At 50.0% G+C, this 19,191-nt stretch carries 26 protein-coding genes; 4 read left to right on the top strand and 22 right to left on the bottom strand.

What is annotated here, in order from left to right:
• The first annotated feature begins 300 nt into the window (after window positions 1-300).
• Window positions 301-855 carry a serine acetyltransferase gene (locus AAEY27_RS03365; RefSeq protein ID WP_342323512.1) on the top strand — a complete coding sequence of 185 codons (555 nt, stop codon included), beginning with the start codon at window positions 301-303 and terminating at the stop codon, window positions 853-855.
• 13 nt (window positions 856-868) lie between these two features.
• On the opposite strand, the gene AAEY27_RS03360 is transcribed toward AAEY27_RS03365, so the two are convergent.
• The 18 genes from AAEY27_RS03360 to AAEY27_RS03275 all read right to left on the bottom strand — a co-directional run bounded on the left by AAEY27_RS03360 (window position 869) and on the right by AAEY27_RS03275 (window position 12,146).
• On the bottom strand, window positions 869-1,378 hold the full coding sequence (locus tag AAEY27_RS03360) for a tail fiber assembly protein (protein ID WP_342323511.1): 510 nt from the start codon (window positions 1,376-1,378) through the stop codon (window positions 869-871).
• 9 nt (window positions 1,379-1,387) lie between these two features.
• Window positions 1,388-3,136, bottom strand: a complete 1,749-nt coding sequence (locus AAEY27_RS03355) for a phage tail protein (protein WP_342323510.1) — start codon at window positions 3,134-3,136, stop codon at window positions 1,388-1,390.
• 11 nt (window positions 3,137-3,147) lie between these two features.
• On the bottom strand, window positions 3,148-3,678 hold the full coding sequence (locus AAEY27_RS03350; RefSeq protein ID WP_342323509.1) for a phage tail protein I: 531 nt from the start codon (window positions 3,676-3,678) through the stop codon (window positions 3,148-3,150).
• Complete coding sequence (locus tag AAEY27_RS03345) at window positions 3,671-4,579, bottom strand: baseplate assembly protein (RefSeq protein ID WP_342323508.1); 909 nt, start codon at window positions 4,577-4,579, stop codon at window positions 3,671-3,673. The genes AAEY27_RS03350 and AAEY27_RS03345 overlap by 8 nt, the downstream gene beginning before the upstream one ends.
• Window positions 4,580-4,583: 4 nt before the next feature.
• Entirely contained in the window at window positions 4,584-4,931 is a 348-nt protein-coding gene (locus AAEY27_RS03340; RefSeq protein ID WP_342323507.1) for a GPW/gp25 family protein, read from the bottom strand.
• Window positions 4,928-5,563, bottom strand: coding sequence for a phage baseplate assembly protein V (locus AAEY27_RS03335; RefSeq protein WP_342323506.1), 636 nt, complete (start codon window positions 5,561-5,563; stop codon window positions 4,928-4,930). Before AAEY27_RS03335 ends, AAEY27_RS03340 begins: the two co-directional genes overlap by 4 nt.
• 68 nt (window positions 5,564-5,631) lie before the next feature.
• Entirely contained in the window at window positions 5,632-6,387 is a 756-nt protein-coding gene (locus AAEY27_RS03330) for a hypothetical protein (RefSeq protein ID WP_342323505.1), read from the bottom strand.
• Window positions 6,388-6,398: 11 nt separating this feature from the next.
• Complete coding sequence (locus AAEY27_RS03325; protein ID WP_342323504.1) at window positions 6,399-6,857, bottom strand: phage virion morphogenesis protein; 459 nt, start codon at window positions 6,855-6,857, stop codon at window positions 6,399-6,401.
• The gene (locus AAEY27_RS03320) at window positions 6,850-7,317 is read right to left on the bottom strand and encodes a phage tail protein (protein WP_342323503.1); all 468 of its coding nucleotides are present in this window, start codon (window positions 7,315-7,317) and stop codon (window positions 6,850-6,852) included. The genes AAEY27_RS03325 and AAEY27_RS03320 overlap by 8 nt, the downstream gene beginning before the upstream one ends.
• Window positions 7,280-7,525 carry an Rz1-like lysis system protein LysC gene (gene lysC / locus AAEY27_RS03315; RefSeq protein WP_342323502.1) on the bottom strand — a complete coding sequence of 82 codons (246 nt, stop codon included), beginning with the start codon at window positions 7,523-7,525 and terminating at the stop codon, window positions 7,280-7,282. Before lysC ends, AAEY27_RS03320 begins: the two co-directional genes overlap by 38 nt.
• A complete protein-coding gene (gene lysB, locus AAEY27_RS03310; RefSeq protein ID WP_342323501.1) occupies window positions 7,425-7,838 on the bottom strand; it encodes an Rz-like lysis system protein LysB in 414 nt (137 codons plus the stop codon). Before lysB ends, lysC begins: the two co-directional genes overlap by 101 nt.
• Window positions 7,835-8,344 (bottom strand): lysozyme, encoded by a 510-nt coding sequence (locus tag AAEY27_RS03305; protein ID WP_342323500.1) that lies wholly within the window; start codon window positions 8,342-8,344, stop codon window positions 7,835-7,837. The genes lysB and AAEY27_RS03305 overlap by 4 nt, the downstream gene beginning before the upstream one ends.
• Window positions 8,328-8,564, bottom strand: a complete 237-nt coding sequence (locus tag AAEY27_RS03300) for an HP1 family phage holin (RefSeq protein ID WP_342323499.1) — start codon at window positions 8,562-8,564, stop codon at window positions 8,328-8,330. Before AAEY27_RS03300 ends, AAEY27_RS03305 begins: the two co-directional genes overlap by 17 nt.
• On the bottom strand, window positions 8,555-8,758 hold the full coding sequence (locus AAEY27_RS03295; protein WP_342323498.1) for a tail protein X: 204 nt from the start codon (window positions 8,756-8,758) through the stop codon (window positions 8,555-8,557). The genes AAEY27_RS03300 and AAEY27_RS03295 overlap by 10 nt, the downstream gene beginning before the upstream one ends.
• The gene (locus AAEY27_RS03290) at window positions 8,758-9,264 is read right to left on the bottom strand and encodes a head completion/stabilization protein (RefSeq protein WP_342323497.1); all 507 of its coding nucleotides are present in this window, start codon (window positions 9,262-9,264) and stop codon (window positions 8,758-8,760) included. The genes AAEY27_RS03295 and AAEY27_RS03290 overlap by 1 nt, the downstream gene beginning before the upstream one ends.
• 97 nt (window positions 9,265-9,361) lie before the next feature.
• Entirely contained in the window at window positions 9,362-10,108 is a 747-nt protein-coding gene (locus AAEY27_RS03285; protein ID WP_342323496.1) for a terminase endonuclease subunit, read from the bottom strand.
• A 3-nt stretch (window positions 10,109-10,111) separates the two neighbouring features.
• Window positions 10,112-11,254, bottom strand: coding sequence for a phage major capsid protein, P2 family (locus AAEY27_RS03280; protein WP_342323495.1), 1,143 nt, complete (start codon window positions 11,252-11,254; stop codon window positions 10,112-10,114).
• A 34-nt stretch (window positions 11,255-11,288) separates the two neighbouring features.
• On the bottom strand, window positions 11,289-12,146 hold the full coding sequence (locus AAEY27_RS03275) for a GPO family capsid scaffolding protein (RefSeq protein ID WP_342323494.1): 858 nt from the start codon (window positions 12,144-12,146) through the stop codon (window positions 11,289-11,291).
• Between the two features lie 176 nt (window positions 12,147-12,322).
• Here AAEY27_RS03275 and AAEY27_RS03270 point away from each other — a divergent pair, with 176 nt between their 5' ends.
• Window positions 12,323-14,092 carry a terminase ATPase subunit family protein gene (locus tag AAEY27_RS03270; RefSeq protein WP_342323493.1) on the top strand — a complete coding sequence of 590 codons (1,770 nt, stop codon included), beginning with the start codon at window positions 12,323-12,325 and terminating at the stop codon, window positions 14,090-14,092.
• Window positions 14,092-15,117, top strand: coding sequence for a phage portal protein (locus AAEY27_RS03265; RefSeq protein ID WP_342323492.1), 1,026 nt, complete (start codon window positions 14,092-14,094; stop codon window positions 15,115-15,117). Before AAEY27_RS03270 ends, AAEY27_RS03265 begins: the two co-directional genes overlap by 1 nt.
• A 44-nt stretch (window positions 15,118-15,161) precedes the next feature.
• Here the strand turns inward: AAEY27_RS03265 and AAEY27_RS03260 are convergent, their stop codons facing one another.
• From AAEY27_RS03260 to AAEY27_RS03250, 3 genes are all read right to left on the bottom strand, one after another.
• Window positions 15,162-16,547 carry a HEPN domain-containing protein gene (locus AAEY27_RS03260; RefSeq protein ID WP_342323491.1) on the bottom strand — a complete coding sequence of 462 codons (1,386 nt, stop codon included), beginning with the start codon at window positions 16,545-16,547 and terminating at the stop codon, window positions 15,162-15,164.
• A gap of 299 nt (window positions 16,548-16,846) precedes the next feature.
• Window positions 16,847-17,491 (bottom strand): hypothetical protein, encoded by a 645-nt coding sequence (locus tag AAEY27_RS03255; RefSeq protein ID WP_342323490.1) that lies wholly within the window; start codon window positions 17,489-17,491, stop codon window positions 16,847-16,849.
• Window positions 17,492-17,575: 84 nt separating this feature from the next.
• Window positions 17,576-17,833 carry a hypothetical protein gene (locus AAEY27_RS03250; RefSeq protein WP_342323489.1) on the bottom strand — a complete coding sequence of 86 codons (258 nt, stop codon included), beginning with the start codon at window positions 17,831-17,833 and terminating at the stop codon, window positions 17,576-17,578.
• A gap of 70 nt (window positions 17,834-17,903) precedes the next feature.
• On the opposite strand from AAEY27_RS03250, the gene AAEY27_RS03245 reads away from it, so the two are divergent.
• Entirely contained in the window at window positions 17,904-18,614 is a 711-nt protein-coding gene (locus tag AAEY27_RS03245; RefSeq protein ID WP_342323488.1) for a hypothetical protein, read from the top strand.
• A gap of 217 nt (window positions 18,615-18,831) precedes the next feature.
• On the opposite strand, the gene AAEY27_RS03240 is transcribed toward AAEY27_RS03245, so the two are convergent.
• Window positions 18,832-19,104 carry a hypothetical protein gene (locus AAEY27_RS03240; protein ID WP_342323487.1) on the bottom strand — a complete coding sequence of 91 codons (273 nt, stop codon included), beginning with the start codon at window positions 19,102-19,104 and terminating at the stop codon, window positions 18,832-18,834.
• Window positions 19,105-19,191 lie beyond the last annotated feature (87 nt).

The raw sequence follows: 19,191 nt of genomic DNA, 5'->3' as shown, positions 1-19,191 counted from the left end.
GTTATTTTCTATTCGGTATTCAGGGGATGCTATTTATCCAGGATGGCTAACGTCTGGCACAGCAGGAGCACAGAAAAATACAATATTTACAAATGCCGAATAATGGAATATAAGATTGCGGATCTCGATATGGTTGCCAGTAATAGTCAATAGCGAAAGCGCATTGGCGGCGATTCGTCGTGAGCAATTTCCACACACAGCCTTATTATTTTGGTCTCTGAATTTGTATTAAGTAATGATGAATTACTAACCGTATTAAATAAAACATATAAGATTGACGCTGATACCGAGAGTTAACAAATGAGCAAAGATTTTTTAAAAGAATGCCTGCGGGTAGAAGTGATCGGCGGAAAAAACAAACAATTTTCTTGGGCGAGGACTCTGCGCCATGCATGGCGTCAACCGAAGCGGCGTTTTCTTTTCTGGTGGCGCATTGCCTCATACATCTTTGAGACCAGCGGCAAAAGAGGTAAACGAGTCGCCACCATTATCAACAGGCGCTTAATCAGAAAATATAATACGGAGATTGGTCTCGGTGCCAAGATTATGCCTGGCCTGTGCATAGCACATTACAATGGCATTGTTGTTTCTTCCTATTGTGAAATCGGCAACAACTTTCTCATCAGACAAAACACCACTATCGGGATTAAAATTTTCGGTAAGAAGGATGATGAGTATAAAATCACCATCGGTAACAACGTCTCAATCGGTGCTAATAGCTGTATCATCGCTGACGTTCTTCACATAGGTAATAACGTGCAACTCGGCGCAATGTCCTTCGTTAATAAAGACATTCCAGATGATTGTGTTTGCTATACCAAAAGAACAAACGAGCTGGTTATCAGGGAGGTGTAAACCTCCCTTATTCTTATGGTTGGGTCGGCCATTTTATAGACTGGTACGTTTCCCTGTTTTTAATTTCAGTTAAATCCAGTGATTTAAGAGACTTGATATACACCATCCAGTTCGTCAACACCTCTTTATCTTCGTCGCTGATAATGCCTAACTGCAATTCAATGCGCCAGTCGTTGGTTATTGTATTTGCGGTTTCCAGCAAGCGAATACGGTCATTTATCGCCTGACTCGCATAATCTTTTAAAATAACCCCATCTTTATAAAACCAGCTATCCGCAATATCAAAACCATCAGGAATCAAATCAATATCAACGACATTCAAACCAGCCGGGTAGATTGCTGACGCATCTGCGCTGTACGAATGAATAATGTCCGTTTCACTGTCATAGGCTATTGTGTATGGCTTTTTGAATTTGCTCAAAGATGCATACCAGTCGTTGCCATTCTCATCAATAAAATACTGAACATCATCGCCATAAATCATCTGCTCAGGCATATATTGCTTTAGTTTTACTAATTCCACCTTGCCCCCTTAAAGCACCGAAACAGTGACCCACGTACCGTTGATATTGCGCTGCAATAGCCTGTAAATACCTGAACCAGTGGTATTGTATTCCGTAATAACGCCACCGCTTGCCGCTGACCAGTTGTTATTTGCTACTGGCGTTGTGGTTCTGGCACCGAGCCGGATGTTCTGAACGTAGCGCGCATCCGATTCTGCCTTGGTATAGGCTTGCCCGGCGGGGGTATAACTTCCCTTAGCCTGATAACGCGCATCGAAATTGTCATAACTTGATGGACTAAATGTCCCATCCTTCCCGAAATTGAAAAACACTTGCGTCCCGGCAGAGTTGATATATTGAATAACGAAAGTACCGCTATTAATCAACATCCCGCCAGACCATGCCATCCCGTTATACAGGTCTTTCTGCTTCCACAACGGATGGTATTCAGAACCCGAGACAGAACTAAATTCATTATAATAGGGTGCAAAAGCCGTATATTGATTTAGATATGACCCGGCACCCTGAGATGAATCCACCTCAAAATATGTGTTAGCGCTAAACGGTTTATTACTGGTAAGTTTTGCGCTAATCGAACCATCAGTCGCCAGCTCTACTCCATTGCTGGCCGTGTAGTTCCATAACATACATGATTCGCTGTTGGCATTGCCCTTCCCGACATACCATGAGGCCGTGCCGTTACTCTTGAACCCCATAATATAATTTCGGGTATCCGTGCCCGTCCCTGTTAAAGCGAGATAAGGGATCAGGGTTTTGATATTGAGCATCCCTGTTAATATTCCGCCACCTGAGGATAACGCCCCGACATCATCGTAAGTAATAACGATGTCGCCACTCAGCGCCCGGCCATTCACTTTACGCCCGACAGGCACACGCCCATTGGCATTATCATTCGCAGCCTTCACGGCTTTTGGTGTCGCCGCAAGCAACTCCGAATCACTATCCGTTGAGCTGCTCAATTGCACCAGGCCTTTTCTTGCCGTGCTCGCATCCTGTGCGGTGTATTTTGCATTAGCCAGGTCATACGTTTCTTTAACGGCTTTCGGCGTTGCTGCGAGCACTTCAGACGTGCTGTTAGTGGCGCTGCTCAACTGAACAAGACCTTTCTGCGCCGTGGTTGCGTCCTGAGCTGTGTATTTTGCAGTAGCCAGGTCATACGCCGCCTTAACGGCTTTCGGCGTCGCCGCGAGCACCTCAGACGCGCTGTTCGTTGCGTTACTGAGTTGAGCGAATCCCTTTTCAGTTAAAGATGCGTCAGGATGGCGGCGCGATTGCTCATGCTCCAGCAGTTTGTCATCAACGTAATCCTGCGTCGCCATAACCATCGTGGCATCAATTGACAGGTCAATCGACGCCACATCCGACAGGATGATCACCATACGAAGCGTCTGCGCACGCCCGGAACCTTCCTCCAGCTTCGGCTTATAGCTTTCTGCCATGTTGCCGACAGCGACAAGCGTGCCGGTGTCATCATAGAGCCCCATCTCGCGCAACCAGAACCCGCCCGTTTCCGGCGGAATAACCAGCTCAGCTACCACATAATTTTTGTGCTTGTTGTCCTGGCTGATTTTATTCAGCGCATGACGCCATACCTCGTTAAGCAGCTTCGTCTGGCTGGCATTCGGCTCGGGTAGCTTGCCGCCACCATCACCAACGGCCATCGAGGTAATATTGACTTTTTTACCGCCGGACGTGAGTGCAGCGGCAAATTTTGCCGCCCCGGCGGTGGTAACGACTGTTTTAAATTTGGTTGTCATTCTCTTCTCGCTTAGCCCGGATAAACAGTAATGATATCGCCGTCGTAATTCAGTCCACCGGCGTAGAGATAACCCGCAATATCCTGAATGATGTTCAGCCCGATAAGATGGCGACTGGCGGGTTTGGCATCAGCGATAAGTCGCTCCATCTCGATATACATCTCCTCAGTGATGCCGGTTTCCAGCACGCCGATATCGAGACGAAAAGTACCCGCCGGGTCGTTGGTCTCCCACCATTCAGTAACATTGATGACATAACCGAGCGGTTCCACCACGCGACGCACCGCGCCGATGGTGCCTTTGTGGCAATGAATGAAATAAGCGCTGCGGATAACATCGCGCTTGGTTTCTTCCGGCCAGTTCTCATCCCACCGGTCAACCGAGAACGCCCAAGCAAGCCACGGCAACAGATTCACCGGGCAGGTGTCAGGGTTCCACAGGCGGCGCAGCGGTATCGGGGTGTTTTCGATTTCAGCACAGGCACGCGCCGCTGCCACCTCAAGCGGTGACGAGCCTACCGGCAACAACCGCGAATCACTCATCAGAACCCCCGATCACAATCTGATAATCAGAGCAGTAAGACGCCTGAGTTTTATCAAGCACAATGTCAGCCACCGGCGCGGCAAGCTCGACGCGCTGCACACCTTCAACATGCAGCGCCGCGTAAATGGCAGATTTGCGGATGTCGCGCCCGAGGCGATGCTGTGCGCTGATATAGGTTTTGAGTTTTGCCTCGGCAGCGCTGCGAATCGGCTCACTTTCCGGGCCAGGGTAAAGGTAAAGGGTTGCGTCAATCTGGTAGTCAACAATACTGGCAGTTTGCACCGTCACGCGGTCAGCTACCGGCCTGACATCTTCGTCATTGAGTGCATTCAGCACGACGGCAAGTAGTTCAGGAGATGCCGCGCCAGCCCCTTCTCGCGAAAGAACCGAAACGGTTACACAGGATGGCTCCGGGCTGATCACGGAAATATCCGCGACGCGCCCGTCGGCGCTTCTGCCGTGAAACTCATAAGCACCGGTAGACCCGGCAACGCTCAGCCCTTCCAGCGCTTGCTGAATGCGCAGACGAAAATCACTGTCGGTTTCCATCACGGCTTCGACTGGCGGTAATGCGGTTTCGTCAGCCGGGGTGATCACCAGGCGCTCAACGTCATAATTCGCTCCGATGACATCGAGATCATTTTCAGTCGCATAGGCCAGCATATTGGCGCGCGCTGCCTCGTTTACGCGCTGACGCCAGATAACCTCCCGGTAGGCGTTTTCCTCCAGAAATTTGGTCAACGGTTCGGACTCCAGCGCCAGCGTGCGCGCGACGGCGTCCTGTTGCTCCTCGGGGAACAGGGAAACCAGCGTCGCTTTGCGCTCAGCCAGGATGCTCTCATAGTCGAGCTCCTCGACCACATCCGGCGCGGGGAGCTGGCTCAGGTCAACAATCGGCATGGTATCAACTCACAGGAAGGGTTAACGAAAGGGTTTCGCCGGTGCTGGCAATCTCGCCCGTCAGGCTGACAACCATCCGGCCATCAAACTGACGTTCAGTCGTCACCGCGCTTAACGTGATGCGCGGCTCCCATTTCAGCACCGAAAAATAACAGGCCACCTTGATTTGCAGCTCCAGCGCCGGTGTCTGCGGCTGGTCAATCATGGAGGACAACAGCGAGCCATAATCCCGGCGCATCACCCGCGAGCCAACAGGCGTTCGCAGGATGTCGCTCAGGCTCTGGCTGATATGCTCCGCATCGGTGATCGCGCCGCCGGTGCTGCGGCTCATGCCGATATAGGTTGCCGTCATAGTGGCGCTCCTGTTGTGCCGCCGCTATCGCCGGGGTGTTTATGGGTATGCAACACTTTGCCGTTCGAGGATAACGAGCCGCCACTATGCTCAATGTTGCCGCTCATCGTGCCGCCTTTCTGCACTTCCAGCGTGCCGGTGATTAGCTTGTTGGTGCACACCACTTCTGGCGTATCGAGCGTGATGCGGGAAGACGCTTTGACGGTCACCACTGGTACAGTGGCGGCGATGGATTCGGATGCGGCCACGTTCGCGGTTTTAATGCCGGTGACAGTCAGCGCACTGGTTTCAGGCTCGTACTCAATAACCGCGCCATCCGGGAAAGCAACATGCCAGGCATCCCCCGAGGCTGACGGCGCGGGATTGTCATCGGAATAAATACCCGGCAGCACAAACGCGGTATCGAGCTCACCGCCAACAGCGAGAATTAAAACCTGCTCACCGATGGAGGGAGCCCACCATGTGCGCGAACGTCCGGCGCGCTGCGTCAGCCACTGGAGCCAGTCGGTAACCATACCGCCAGTTTGCACACGGCAGCGACCGGCATTGAGATCGATTTCGACAACGACACCGGTGCGCACCATATTGCGGATAGCGCGGGCGAGTTCATTAATGTTTGCGAGTGTGTTCATACAACGAAGAATGCCGCTAAGAGAAAGAAGCGGCAATTAAGGTAGGTTAGATAGAGTCTGAAACAACCTTATGTCTCAGCTTCGCTATCCCATATACGTTTTATTATCTCCATACTTTCTTTATGTGCCTGTTGATGCTTTTCAAATTCTTTATTAAAGAAAAAGAAAAAAGCCAACTTCAGTTGAGGCATCTGGATAAAGATAAACTCATCCACTTTATGAAAAAAAGTAAAGCTTTCATTTTTACTTTTGAAAATCATCAAAGAGTTATATTTACCATCTTTCCATTTTGACATGAGATTCCGTCTGGCCTTTCTTAGTATTCTATATGTATGGTTGGGCGTAGTATCGACATCCCCCCAAAACATAGCGACAGGTATTTGCGCCAAAAAAGGAATGTATTGTTTCCCCTTATATCTCAAGAAGCGATTTTGTAGATCCATCACTTGCAGTTTAAAACCTAAGTACTGCAACCACCAAATAATGCAGTCATAATCATAACCATTCAGGTTATTTAGATGCTTTACAGTTAACATCCTTTTCAAATAATCTTCGAATGCTCCAAGCAATTCAGAATTGCATGTTCTGCATGCCGGTATAGTTGTTTTAATGTAACTTGAAGATTGGTTATTTGTAGTGCTTATTAAAAATTTATCTGGATCTGATTCAAATGCCCATTGAGGAATAACATGCTCGCGCGTTATCTCAGCCTCACTACCACATAAAACGCATAGCTTCGCTTGGTGATTATTTGTTAAGTGATTCATCACATAACTCTGCGAGCGTTTTATTTTATTTCTTAAAATCCCAAATTTTTTGTCCATCAGTTACTCGTCTAGACTTTTAGACTTGATAACCTTAGTAATATCTCTTCTTCAACCAGTTGTATAGAAACTTTATCAAAGCCAACTAACTGGCGCTCCGGATATTGAATTTCGTAACTGTTCCGCCCTGGCCTATCTTTGAGCCCATACTGATGAACTCTCGCAATGCGCTGCACCTTCCCGGTAAATTCCACCACCGCCGCGCTGTCGTTGCCGCTGGCTTTCAGATAACGGTTGGTGTGCAGTTTCGCGAACATCTCCCGCTTTATTCGCCCTTTTTTTGCCCTGACGGGCTGACGTTTGCGCGGCACATATGCCGTACCGTCGGGTGCTTTCTGCGATTTAATCCGCTGTTGCTGATTCCGGCGCAGCTTTTTCGCAATATCGGCAGTCAGGCGTCGACGACCAGCAGGCGACAGCGCAGCAATCAGCCCCGCGAGTCTGTCATCGAAGGGTTTAAATTCATTCATCCCACTTACTCACCAGTTCGCCGTTAACATACAGCTCAACCGGGCGGGTCACCGGCTCCGGCGGTGGCGGTTCGGGGATGCACTCAACATGCAGCGCGGTGCCCACTTCTTTGACCAGCGTGCGCTCGGTGATAAGCAAACTGATGCTGATATCGAAACTACTGTCGTTGTTGATATCGGCCTCAAAGGTGAAACCCTTTTTCTGGCCGGTGTCGGTGGTCAGAATATCGGGCTGATACTCGCGCAGCCAGGCCAGCACCGGTACGAGGATCAAATCAAAATCGCCGGTGAAATCAGTTACCACTACATTCAGGCTGTACTGTTTTTCAAATGACAGTGATGTCGCCAGCGTGGCGGCGATATTACCGCCGTCCACATACAGGCGCAGCATTTCAGGGTTAGCGGCAAGCACCGGCACGGCATCAGCCAGGGCTTTTCGCAGACTGTCGGGTTTGAGCATCTAATTCATCCTGGCATTGTTTGACGGTTTCAATCTGGAGTGCGCAGTTCTCTAATGCGCGTTCGAGGTTGCGGATATCGGCGCTTAAATCGCCGTTCGTTTGCGGATCACTTCCCGGCATCGGACACAGGCTGACTTTCGGGCAGCCGTTGTAAACAATCACCGGCACTGGCGCAGGCGGCGCGCTGATGCAACCGGCGCACAGCATCAGGCAAAGCGGCGCTATACCAGCGGCGAAACGCTTCATTTTCATTGAGTAACCTCGTTATGGTTTGCTCCCGCTGCGCTTCCCGTGCGCTGACGGCATTCAGTTTCTGGCGTAAACCCACCTGCGCCCGTTCGTTTTTATCAGCCCGGTCGCTGGCAACAATGAGCTGGTTTTTCAGCATACCAATCGTCGTTTTCTGCTCGCTGGCGACCCGGTTTGCTTTACCGAAAGACTCGCGAAGCGTGCCGTTCTCATGGCGCATCCACAGCAGGCCAGTCACGGCGAGAACCAGCAGGATAATTAACGTTTTCATTCCGCCCCCTTAAGGCAGTAAGCCCGCTCACGCGTGCGCCGGTTTTCCAGCCCGGTATTTTTGACGCCATCGATATAAACCCAGCGCGTGAGCTGATCGCATGCCTGCCACCACTGGTGACGTTTGAGATACGAAACCAGCGTTGACCTACAGGCTGCGCCGGTGCCGACGTTAAAAGAAAAACTGACCAGTGCGTCATAGACCCGCTGCGGCATTTTCACCGGCACACACACCGCAAGGCGGCGCTCAGTGTTAAGCACGTCAGCAACCAGATTTTCAGCCGCTTCCCGCTCGGTGATATCGCGTTTTTGGGTGACCCCGGCAGTGTGGCCGATGCCTGATGTCCATACACCCGCACTGCACTGGTAAGGACGCAGACGGCACCCCTCAAGGTCAGCCAGCAGGGCAAGACCTTCCTGCGAGATATGGAGCAAACGAAAATCAGGCACCAGTGCCGCCAGTAACAGCACAGCGGCCACACTGCAACGCTTAACGATTGATGACATTGCCAATCTCCTTACCGCTCAGGGGGCTTTGTCCGAGCTGGAGCGCCAGCAGCGCGTAGCTTTTGCGGCGGTAATACCAGTTCACGCCAACGGTGAGGACGACACCCAGCGCGCCAAAATAGGCGGCAAAATCCTGCGGTGTCATTGCGCCGAAAAAGGTCAGCGCGACGCTAATCCAGTAGGCGAGCGAGGAGGTTATCTTTTCCATACTCAGTCCCATAAATTCACCGTTTCCTGTACAGGCGCGGTTTCAGTTTCCGGTAGTTCGACGGCAGTGCCATGCGGCAGCACCGCGCCGAGTTCAGCCAGCCCCGGATTCGCGGCGAGCACGGTCTCGAATACGCCCACAGTGCGCCCGTAATGCCGGACGCAAATGACATCAAGCGTGTCGCCCTGATGCGCATAAACCTTCATCAGATCTGGCTCACAATGCAGCGCGGTTTGTCCTGAATGCGGGCGACTGACCAGCGCATATCCCGCCACAACTCATCGATCGTGGTGTCGATGCTGTCGGCTTTCTTGTCACCTCGCGCGCTGGCATCCACGCCGCGATAGCGTTCATAAAGCGTGGCGGTCGCCATTGCGCACACGGCGCGCTGGTAATAAAAAACGCGGGTGCTTTCACCATCGAGCATGTCCGACGGCACATCGGCGAGACGCTCAAAACCGGCCTTAATCTGGCTGGCGCGCCAGTCGTACAGCTCCGCATTGGTCTCGGCGATGCCTGTTTTAATCGCTTCGCGAAGCCGCACCGGGGCAATGGTCTGCTCAAGACGCATGGATTCGCGCACCCGTTTCGGGTCGATGTCGGGAAAGAAAAAGGTGTTTTTAATTACCGGTTCGTCGCCCGCGGGCGGTGGAATGACAACCGTATTTCCCGGCTGCGGTTCGTCGTTTTTTTTAATAATCAGCGTCGTCATGACTACCTCTGAAAAGGGTGGGCGGTGGACGCCGGTCGCCGTTAAGGTGAAACACCTTCATTGACCGGCGTGCCGCCCTGGCGCGGGGCGCATTCTTTTAACCGGCGACTTTGCGGGGGCGACCCCGCCCACGTTTCGCCGGTGTCACTGTTTTTTTCTGTTGCGTGGTTTTTGCGGGCGCTTTCACGGCAACAGGCTTTGGATTTAACTCCCGCGTAAGGCGCTCAATGTCTTTCCTGACGCCTGCGTTACGGTCGAGCTGGTTCGCCCGCTGGAGGTGAGTCATTGCGTCAGGGAGCTGACCGGCATCACGCAGCGTCAGGCCAGCCACTTTGTGCAGGCGGGCGCGCACTTCATCGGGCATGTCGGCCTGGCTGGTCAGGTTGATGGCATCGAGAAGAATTGCCGCACTCACCGGCTGACCGGCATCGCGGGCGCGAAGCGCTGCCAGCGCCACCTCTTCGGCGAGCATGTAAGGCACGGTGCGGGAATGTTTTTCCGGCATCGCCAGCTTGTAGCGCAGGGCGTAGCGGGCAATTTCCAGCGCACCGGTGATATCCCCGGCATCGAGACGCCACAGCATCACCGTCACCAGAATGTCATCCTGCGCGCCGGTGCCGTTTTCCAGTACGCCCGTCACCCAGGGCAGATAAAACGGTAACAGATCGCGCTTTTTCTCGGCCTTGCGTTCATTCGAGTGGATTTCTTTTAGCGTCCGGCGGTCTGCGGCCAGCTTAACGAGCATCTGCTCATAAGCGGTGGCATGGCGCAGCGGGGCATTTTCCCGCTGCGCGGCCTGCATGGCCGAGACCCGCATCGCGTGACGCTGTGCGGGGCTCGCCATCGGTTACGCTCCTTCGCCGGTGGTGTTACCCGCCGCCAGTACTTTCATGGCGTCGGCCAGCTCTGCGGCAAACACTTTCGCGATTTCCGCTTCCGGGGAGTCGCTCTCTTCCGGTTCAAGGATCTCGATGTTTTCAATCAGGCAACCGGCTTCGTAATCCTCGATAACGAAATCGACTTTTACCTGTTCGTAGTTTTCCACCTGGTCGAGTTGCGGATTTTCGGTGATGTGGCGGCGATGACCGTCCTCATACAGATAGATGGAAATGTTATCCAGCGTGGTAATGAAAATGCTGTTGGCCGGGAAAAACGGCGCGCGCACGGACTGGAGCTGGCCGATAGTTTTCTGGCCGACAATCAGCTCACCGGCAAGCTGTTCGCTGTTCGGCTGGAATTTGTTGATCATCGGGAAATACTTGTCGGTCAGGATGCGGCGGCCACAAATCACCACCATATCCGGGTTTTCGCGGTGGATTTCGGCAATCAGCGACTCATGCGCATCCATAACCAGCGCGTCGAGGTTTTTGTAATAGCCCTTTTTACCCACAGTGATTTTGTCAGAAACGATGTTGCCGGCTTCATCCGTCACGTTATTCATCACGCGTTCCGGCGCGTCGTTGCGGTATTTCTGCAACCAGCCGACCGCCACATCCTGCAACAGCGGGTTAGCGTCACGGTCAGATGTTGCCGCGCGTTTCACACCGTTAAAACCAATGGTGATGTAGTCCAGCGCCTGGCGCTTGATGATCGCGTTACGGATACGAATCTGAAAATCCTGATAACGCGCCCACAAATCGAGCTTGTTGTATTTCAGGTGGTAATCGAAGTTCACCGGCTTACAGAAATAGCGGTACGCATCCATTTTCGAAAAATCGGCGGTCTGGCGCTTCACACCGTTGTCAGTGTCGGCAGTGCTGGCAATCGTGCCATTAACATCAATACCGACTTTCTCCTCGGTGAGCTCGCGCACCACGACCATATTGATTTGTTGCAGGAACGAGGAGGACTGCTGGATTTTTTCAAACAGCGTCTGCGTCACCGACGGTTCAACGCTGAATTTCTTGCTCAGGTCTTCAACCCCGACGCCGTTCAGCTCGGCGAGGCGGCTCAGGTACTGATTAAACTTAAAACGGGTTTCTTTACGCATTGTGTCTGTTTTCCTGTTCTGAAAAAGGGGCTGATTAGCAGTCGGTCAGGGTCGCATCCGCACCGTCGCCGCCGGTGCTCAGTTTGCGGCGCGGCTGCGCTTTGCTTTCGGTCTTGTCCAGGGTGGCGGTGAGCGTGCTGAACTGCTCGCTGGTTGTGGTGGCCTGCTCGGTCACGCTTTGCTTAAGGGTTGCGAGCTCCGTTTCCAGCGCAGAGAAACGCGTTTCGGCGCTGTCGTGGATGGTCTGCACACGCTCGGCGATGGTGGTCACTGCTTCATGTACATCGCTGAATCGCGCGTCATCGCTTGTTTGTTTGCGGCTGAAAATGGATTTGACCGAGTCGGTCAGTTTGTTCAACAGGGTTTCGGGAACGTCCTCGAATTCCAGCTCGGCAAGCGTGGCGACCGAGAACAGCGTTTCGGGGCTGGCCTTGAAGCGCTGGAGCGGGTTGTGTTTGGCGGTGCGGCAGAATTCCAGATATTCCGTGCCGAGGCTTGCCGGGTCATCGGTAACCGCCAGGCCGGTCAGGTAGCATTTCCCGCTGTTGGCGAAATTCGGGTGAATTTCCATTGAGGTGTAAACCTTCTGGCCTTTACCAACCATGTCGACCAGGGTGTCGAGCGGCGCGATTTTGCCAAACAGTGCCAGCTTGCCGTTGAGCGCGGAATCGTCTTCGATTTTTTCCGCTTTCAGCTCGACCACATCGCCATAACGCTGGAAAGCACCGTCGGGCAGGATGCCGCGCAGATGTTCGAGATTGATGCGGCAACCGTAGACGCGAGGGTCGAACGCGTCAGCCATTTCCTGAATATCCGCCGCACTGATTTCGCGCCCGTCGCAGGTGTCGCCCTCAACGCCGATACGAAAGAATTTTGAAACTTTTTTTGCCATCGTCAGGAGTCCTGATTGTGTGTGAAGGATTCACGGTTTTGTCAGGGCTAGTTTCCCTACCCGGCACGTCCCCCGCTATCAATCCTGGATGGCTTACTCTCTACACATCAGCACTTTAGCGAATCGCAGACCGCGCTTAAGTAGCCTTGCCCTGTATCAATTACGGCGAGGCATTCATGACCATCACCACAGACACGACATTACTTAACGACCCGCGACGCCAGGCGGCGCTGTTGTACTGGCAGGGGTTTTCTGTGCCGCAAATATCGGAGATGTTGCAGACCAAACGGCCAACGGTTCAGAGCTGGAAACAGCGCGACAGATGGGACGACACCGCGCCGTTAGACCGGGTGGGAAATACGCTGGAGGCGCGATTAATCCAGCTTTACGCCAAGCCGGATATGACCGCCCATGATTTCAAGGTCGCTGATTTTCTGGCGCGCCAGATGGAGCGTTTTGCACGCATCAACCGTTACGGCCAGACCGGCAACGAGGCGGATCTCAATCCGAACGTGGCAAACCGCAACAAGGGAGATCGCAGGAAGCCGAAAAAGAATTTTTTCAGCGAGGAAGCTATCGAAAAACTGGGAGAGATTTTCTTCGACCAGTCTTTCGACTATCAGCTCGGCTGGCATAAAGCCGGACTTGAGCACCGTATCAGGCACATCCTTAAATCGCGTCAGATTGGCGCAACATTTTATTTTGCCCGCGAGGCGCTGTTGCGCGCCCTGGCGACCGGTCAGAACCAGATATTTTTATCCGCATCGAAAACACAGGCGTATGTGTTCCGAAAATACATCATCGCCTTTGCCCGCCTGGTGGATGTTGACCTGAGCGGCGACCCGATTGTCATCGGCAACAATGGCGCTGAGCTGTTGTTTCTCGGCACCAACTCCAACACCGCGCAGAGCCACAACGGCGACCTGTATGTTGATGAAATTTTCTGGATCCCCAACTTCCAGAAATTACGGAAAGTGGCGTCGGGCATGGCGTCACAAAAACACCTGCGCACAACCTATTTTTCGACACCCTCATCACTCGGTCACGGCGCTTACCCGTTCTGGTCTGGCGACCTGTTTAACCGTGGGCGCGCCAGTGCCAGCGAGCGGGTTGAAATTGATATCAGCCACGCCGCGTTAGCGCGGGGCGTGGCCTGTGCGGATGGTCAGTGGCGGCAGATTGTCACTATTGAGGACGCGCTCGCCGGGGGCTGTACCCTGTTCGACCTCGACGCGCTCAGGCGGGAAAACAGTGCAGACGACTTCCGTAACCTGTTTATGTGTGAATTCGTTGACGACAAGGCGTCGGTGTTCCCGTTCGAGGAGCTGCAACGCTGCATGGTCGACAGCATGGAAGAATGGGAGGACTACTCGCCGTTCGCCGACCGGCCATTCGCCCAGCGCGTGGTGTGGATTGGTTACGACCCGTCACACCGTGGCGACAGCGCCGGATGTGTGGTGATCGCGCCGCCGGTGGTTGCCGGGGGCAAGTTCCGCATTCTGGAGCGGCACCAGTGGAAAGGGATGGATTTTGCCACTCAGGCCGAGTCTATCCGCTCGCTCACGCGAAAATACAACGTGGAATACATCGGCATCGACTCAACCGGCCTCGGTCAGGGCGTGTTCCAGCTTGTGCGCTCGTTTTACCCGGCAGCGCGCGACATCCGCTATACGCCGGAAATGAAAACCGCAATGGTGCTTAAAGCGAAAGACACCATCACGCGCGGTTGCCTCGAATACGACGTCAGCGCGACCGATATCACGCAGTCTTTCATGTCCATCCGCAAAACCATGACCAGCAGCGGTCGCAGCGCCACTTATGAGGCCAGCCGCACCGAGGAAGCCAGCCACGCGGATCTCGCCTGGGCAACCATGCACGTACTGATTAACGAACCGCTGACCGCCGCAACCGGCCAGCCGTCATCCTCCATTCTGGACTTCAACTGATGAGCAAAAACAAAAAACAAAAATTCACCCCGAAACCGCGCCAGCACACCGCCGCACCCGCGCAGAGCATGGAGGCATTTACCTTCGGCGAGCCGGTGCCGGTGCTCGATAAACGCGACATTCTCGATTATGTGGAGTGCATTGATAACGGCCAGTGGTATGAGCCGCCGGTCAGCTTTTCCGGCCTAGCGAAAAGTATGCGCGCCGCCGTTCACCACAGCTCACCGATTTACGTGAAGCGAAATATTCTGGCCTCAACTTTTATTCCTCACCCTTTACTTTCACCACAGGACTTCAGCCGATTTGTATTGGATTTTCTTGTATTTGGTAACGCATTTTTAGAGAAACGTCTCAGTGTTTCAGGAAAAACCCTGAAGCTTGAGACCTCACCGGCCAAATACACCCGGCGCGGAGTGGAGGATAATACCTACTGGTACATTCAAAACTACACGCAGGCGCATCAGTTTGCGCCGGGTTCTGTGTTTCACCTTCTGGAGCCGGACATCAACCAGGAGCTTTATGGGATGCCGGAATATCTCAGCGCGCTTAATTCGGCCTGGCTGAACGAATCCGCGACGCTGTTTCGCCGCAAGTATTACCAGAACGGAGCGCACGCCGGTTACATCATGTACGTGACTGATGCCGCGCAAAGCAGCACCGATGTCGAGGCGCTGCGCAAGGCGATGCGGGATTCGAAAGGGCTCGGAAATTTTAAAAACCTGTTTTTCTACGCGCCGAACGGAAAAGCCGACGGAATTAAAATCGTTCCGCTGAGCGAAGTCGCTACGAAAGATGATTTTTTTAATATTAAGAGGGTAAGCGCTGAAGATCTTATGAGCGCTCATCGTGTTCCCCCTCAGATGATGGGTATGATGCCAAATAATACAGGAGGGTTTGGTGATGTGGTGAAGGCCGCACAGGTATTTGTAAGAAACGAACTTACCCCACTCCAAGAACGAATTAAAGAGATTAACGATATCATGGGGCAAAACATTATAAATTTCAGGCCTTACGATTTTATTTAATCAAACAACAATGAAGGCAAACTCACTATTTAATGAGTTTGCCCTTACAATCTAAATGTATGTTGCAACCCATTTGACAACGCAATACTCTCAATTTTTTCAACTGAAATACCAAGCCGGGACATTATAGCTAAAACAGTTAGAGCCTCTGTAATTTTCATAAATTTATACACTTTCTCCGGCGACTCAGAAAACAAAGGCTGATGAATTATTTTATTTCTCGAACTACAGATATCACCAATTTTCACATCATCCAGATTTAAAGCATCTATCATTGATTGCGGAAAACTTTTTATGAAGTGATGAATAGAGCTTTCCGTATTGTGCTTGCTTTTATTAGCTCGTTTCACAGCGCGAAAAAAATCACTAATTGATGCTTCAGGAAAATTTTTAGCAAAGAAACGCCTACTTCTTTTGAGCAGCTCCGACAATCTATTTTCATCAACATAGGATGATTTTTTAATTGTCATCGTTTCGATTATTCTGTAGAAACCTAAAAACCTTTCCTCATTACTATTCACCATAGTATATGTGACATATTTTTTTATGAGTTCTTTTGTATCATTATTATCAGGATTATAGTAAGCATCCCATACCATCGACGGAAATTTTTCTTCAGAATCATCATAATAAGGTGTGGAATAAGGAATAAAAACACCAACGTTGCCTCTGTTTTTTTCCGTTTTTTTTTCTGCGAGGTAGAAGACTGCCCCATTACGGCCTAAACAAGAATCGCTATCCACCTTCACTTGCGAAATATTCAGTGACTCACCAATCAAAAATCGCAAAAGCATGTATAAATCAACATAGCTTTTAATGAGGTTATCCAAAGAAATTTCCTCATCAAAAGTTATAGTGACATGTGGAGTTACCGACATGCCTACAGTATGCAAACCATCTAAGCCACCTAAACGAAACGAATAATAGAGACCAATATCACCCAACCCTCTGATAGATTTTTCAAACTCAGTGCAATCGTTTTCGAGAGGCCGTTGGTTAATTATCCCTCTCTGTATGATACGATTCAATTTTCGCGTGCAACCAGACCATTTCTTAAGGTTTTCTCCGAAAACACTAATACTTGAAAAAGAAGCATCGGTACTCAATTCCCCTCTAGACTTGAGAAAACCTTGCGCAGAATATAAATAATCTTTGAATACCCCATCATTGCCAAGCCTCATAAATGAGTTTTCATTTAAATCAAGACCAAAAAGCAAATAATTACCAAAACTACTTATGAAAGTCACTTTATTTATTGAGAGCATACCGATGTAGTCTCGCCTAATTTCTCCATTAAAGTCGAATATTCTAAGTTTTATGCTGTCATCGGTCATCAACATTTCCGCAACATAATATTCACCATCAAGCTCTACAGAACCTTTCTGACAACTGATCATCTCACCAGCATAATAGTCAATCTCGTCCACCATCAGCTATAGCTATCCTACGTTGGCTGTCACTCACATTCGAATTATTACTTTTTCCCTGCAGAAGCAAGTAAAAAAAGATGCCCGTATGTTTTTTTATGCAACCGCTTTAATAAGTGCGCGCAATGCTTTCCCCGCCTCGCCTGCCCGCTTTATGGGTCGGTTTTAATGCAGTTGCATGACCACTCTGGATCCGCGCCAGATCTGGCAGCGCACAGCCATAACGGGTAATTCTGGCGAACGCAAAACCATGCACCTGATGCATGCACAGCAAAAAAATGAGAAAACCTCACTAAAATCATTCAAAAAGTGCGTTTGTTATCTTCTTTTTCCGCCTCGAAAGTTTCATATTTCGTGCGCAACATATTCAGAAGATCACTAGGCATTTTTAACCTATATTGCCTCATGGCAGACTCGATAATAAAAAAACCTTTTTTGAATGTCAGCCCACCACCACTTTCAAGTTTTGAAAAAATCGCAGCCCACTGAGGACTGTAATGTGTATAAAACGCAAACTCCCATTTTTCTCCTAACTGATATAGAGCATGGGGGATAGGGCCCCCTCCTCGTTTAAGATCACTTATCTCCGCACTAGCTTTAGAGCCGTCTATTGCAATAAAAATTTTTAAAATATGAACCGTAATCGGCTTCATGTTCTTTACAATAATGTTTGTGCCTATATCATTTTTATCAATCGCAGGAATTACTTCTAGAGAAAGTTGGACTTGTTCAACATTACTTTGCGACGCTTGGTATGATGCATACAAAGAGATAATAACCGCAAATAAGGTTGCCATTCCTGAGACCCACCCCCCAATCATAGCCAAATAAGCGACAGCATCTTTATTTTCTGGTTTCGCCCATTCAGTCTGAAAAGAACCAAGCCACAAACCAAGAACAAATATAAAAACACCAGTCATTATGAAAGTAATTATTTTCCAATGCATTTTATCTCCCTCAAATTATTATAGTTTAACTCCTCGCGAAATTCGTCCCATCTGATGGTGATGAGCAATAATTAACTGTTAAGTTTATTCGCGCTTGACACGGGTTAAAGCCCGGTAAATTTTATCTACAGCATACACGCCGATGATCGCGATAAATATGGACGAAAGCGCAAAGAATACCATCAAAGAAAGGAAAGGGCTAAATAAGCCCCCCAGACTCGTAAGTTCACTGAGCCTGCCCATATTGTCAGTCGATACTGTTCTTAAAACAATCTCGGGAATTATTAGGAAGGAAATAATTACAGCCGTGACATATATAAGTATTTTTTTAGCTTTTTTCATCTTCTTCCTTGCCCCCATAAGCAACCATGATCAATCATTAACCAATAATGTTACAACAAGGCAAATGGAAATGGCAGAAAACTATCTTAAAATGAAAGCGCAGTCAGATAGAAGGATGGCTATTGTTTTAACTAAAGCATTAAGGGAGATCCACGCTGGTCAGATGGATACCATCGAGAAAGTCAAACTTGGTGGAGAGCGGCTTATTAACTATGGATCATGCTTTGTATCTGACGAATATTTCAGAAGAACCTGCTCTGAGCAGTGGCGGGAAGATACGCGCCTAGTTTTTTCTCTGACAGAAGTCTACAAACGAAATGATGTCGTACTTGACATGGTCGAACTGTATTTTCGGAAAACTCTTAAGCGACTGGGGGAAGAAAAAAGTCTTAACCTAGTATCTTACATAAAGCAAAAAATTGGTGACAAAGCCAATGATGCTGTTGAAAGATCAAGTAAGCTCGCTCTTTCTTTGACTATAGCGAAACTGATTGTAAGCAGTGCAGATTTTCAGGAATCTCATATTCGCATGGTTAACGCTATGTCTACATGGTTTGTTAACATGACAACGTTGTATTCGAGAGCGCAGATAGCATCACTGGCAATAAACAAACTGAAATTTCAGGATGCTGCATATTATCAATTACTTTTCCGTGAAAGGATAGAAATGCTGTATTTCCTTATCGAACCGCAAATGTCTAAAGTGATTTACCAAGTGGAATCTGGCGGAAATAATGAGGAAGTTATTGGCGACGCTTTATATGAAATGTTGAAAAGATGAAGAAGATTTTAATGTTTCTGTGGGGAGCCCACTCCCACTTAGTCCCCATCGCACTTATCCTGGCAGGGGCTTTTTTGTTTATTCGATTCATCCCCGACTATTCAGGGAGACTTACTTTTTTATGGTTCATTATCGTTTCCTATTTTTACATTAAATATAATCGCTGGTACTGATAGCCCTGTAAAAGGGCTATCGTCTGGTTATTTTTTTAGAGGCATTAAAACAACGATAAGTTGGGATCGTCCTCAGCCGTTAAAGATTCCAAATACCTGACCTCAGCAGCCTTTTTAACTACTAAAAAAGCCATTCCTTCATTCAGCGACACAGGGCGCTCAATGCCGAAGATAAATGCATCCTGATAGGTCTGCCCGAGCCAGTAGCCGCCGCCATATTCTTTGAGTCGCTGGAAGAACACCCAGCCACCATTGATAAATCGCGGTAATACCTGCCCGCGATAAACAACCTGGTAATTACTGTCTTTAACACCCATCCAAAACCCTGCCGCCTCGCCTTACTCGTTGCCCAACCCCGCAACACGATAAGCAATTATCGAATTGCGGCGTTCCCGCTAACTAAA

The organism is Kosakonia sp. BYX6 (genome assembly GCF_038449125.1).
Taxonomy (GTDB): Bacteria; Pseudomonadota; Gammaproteobacteria; order Enterobacterales; family Enterobacteriaceae; genus Kosakonia; species Kosakonia calanthes.
This window is presented reverse-complemented; position numbering and strand designations above follow the sequence as displayed.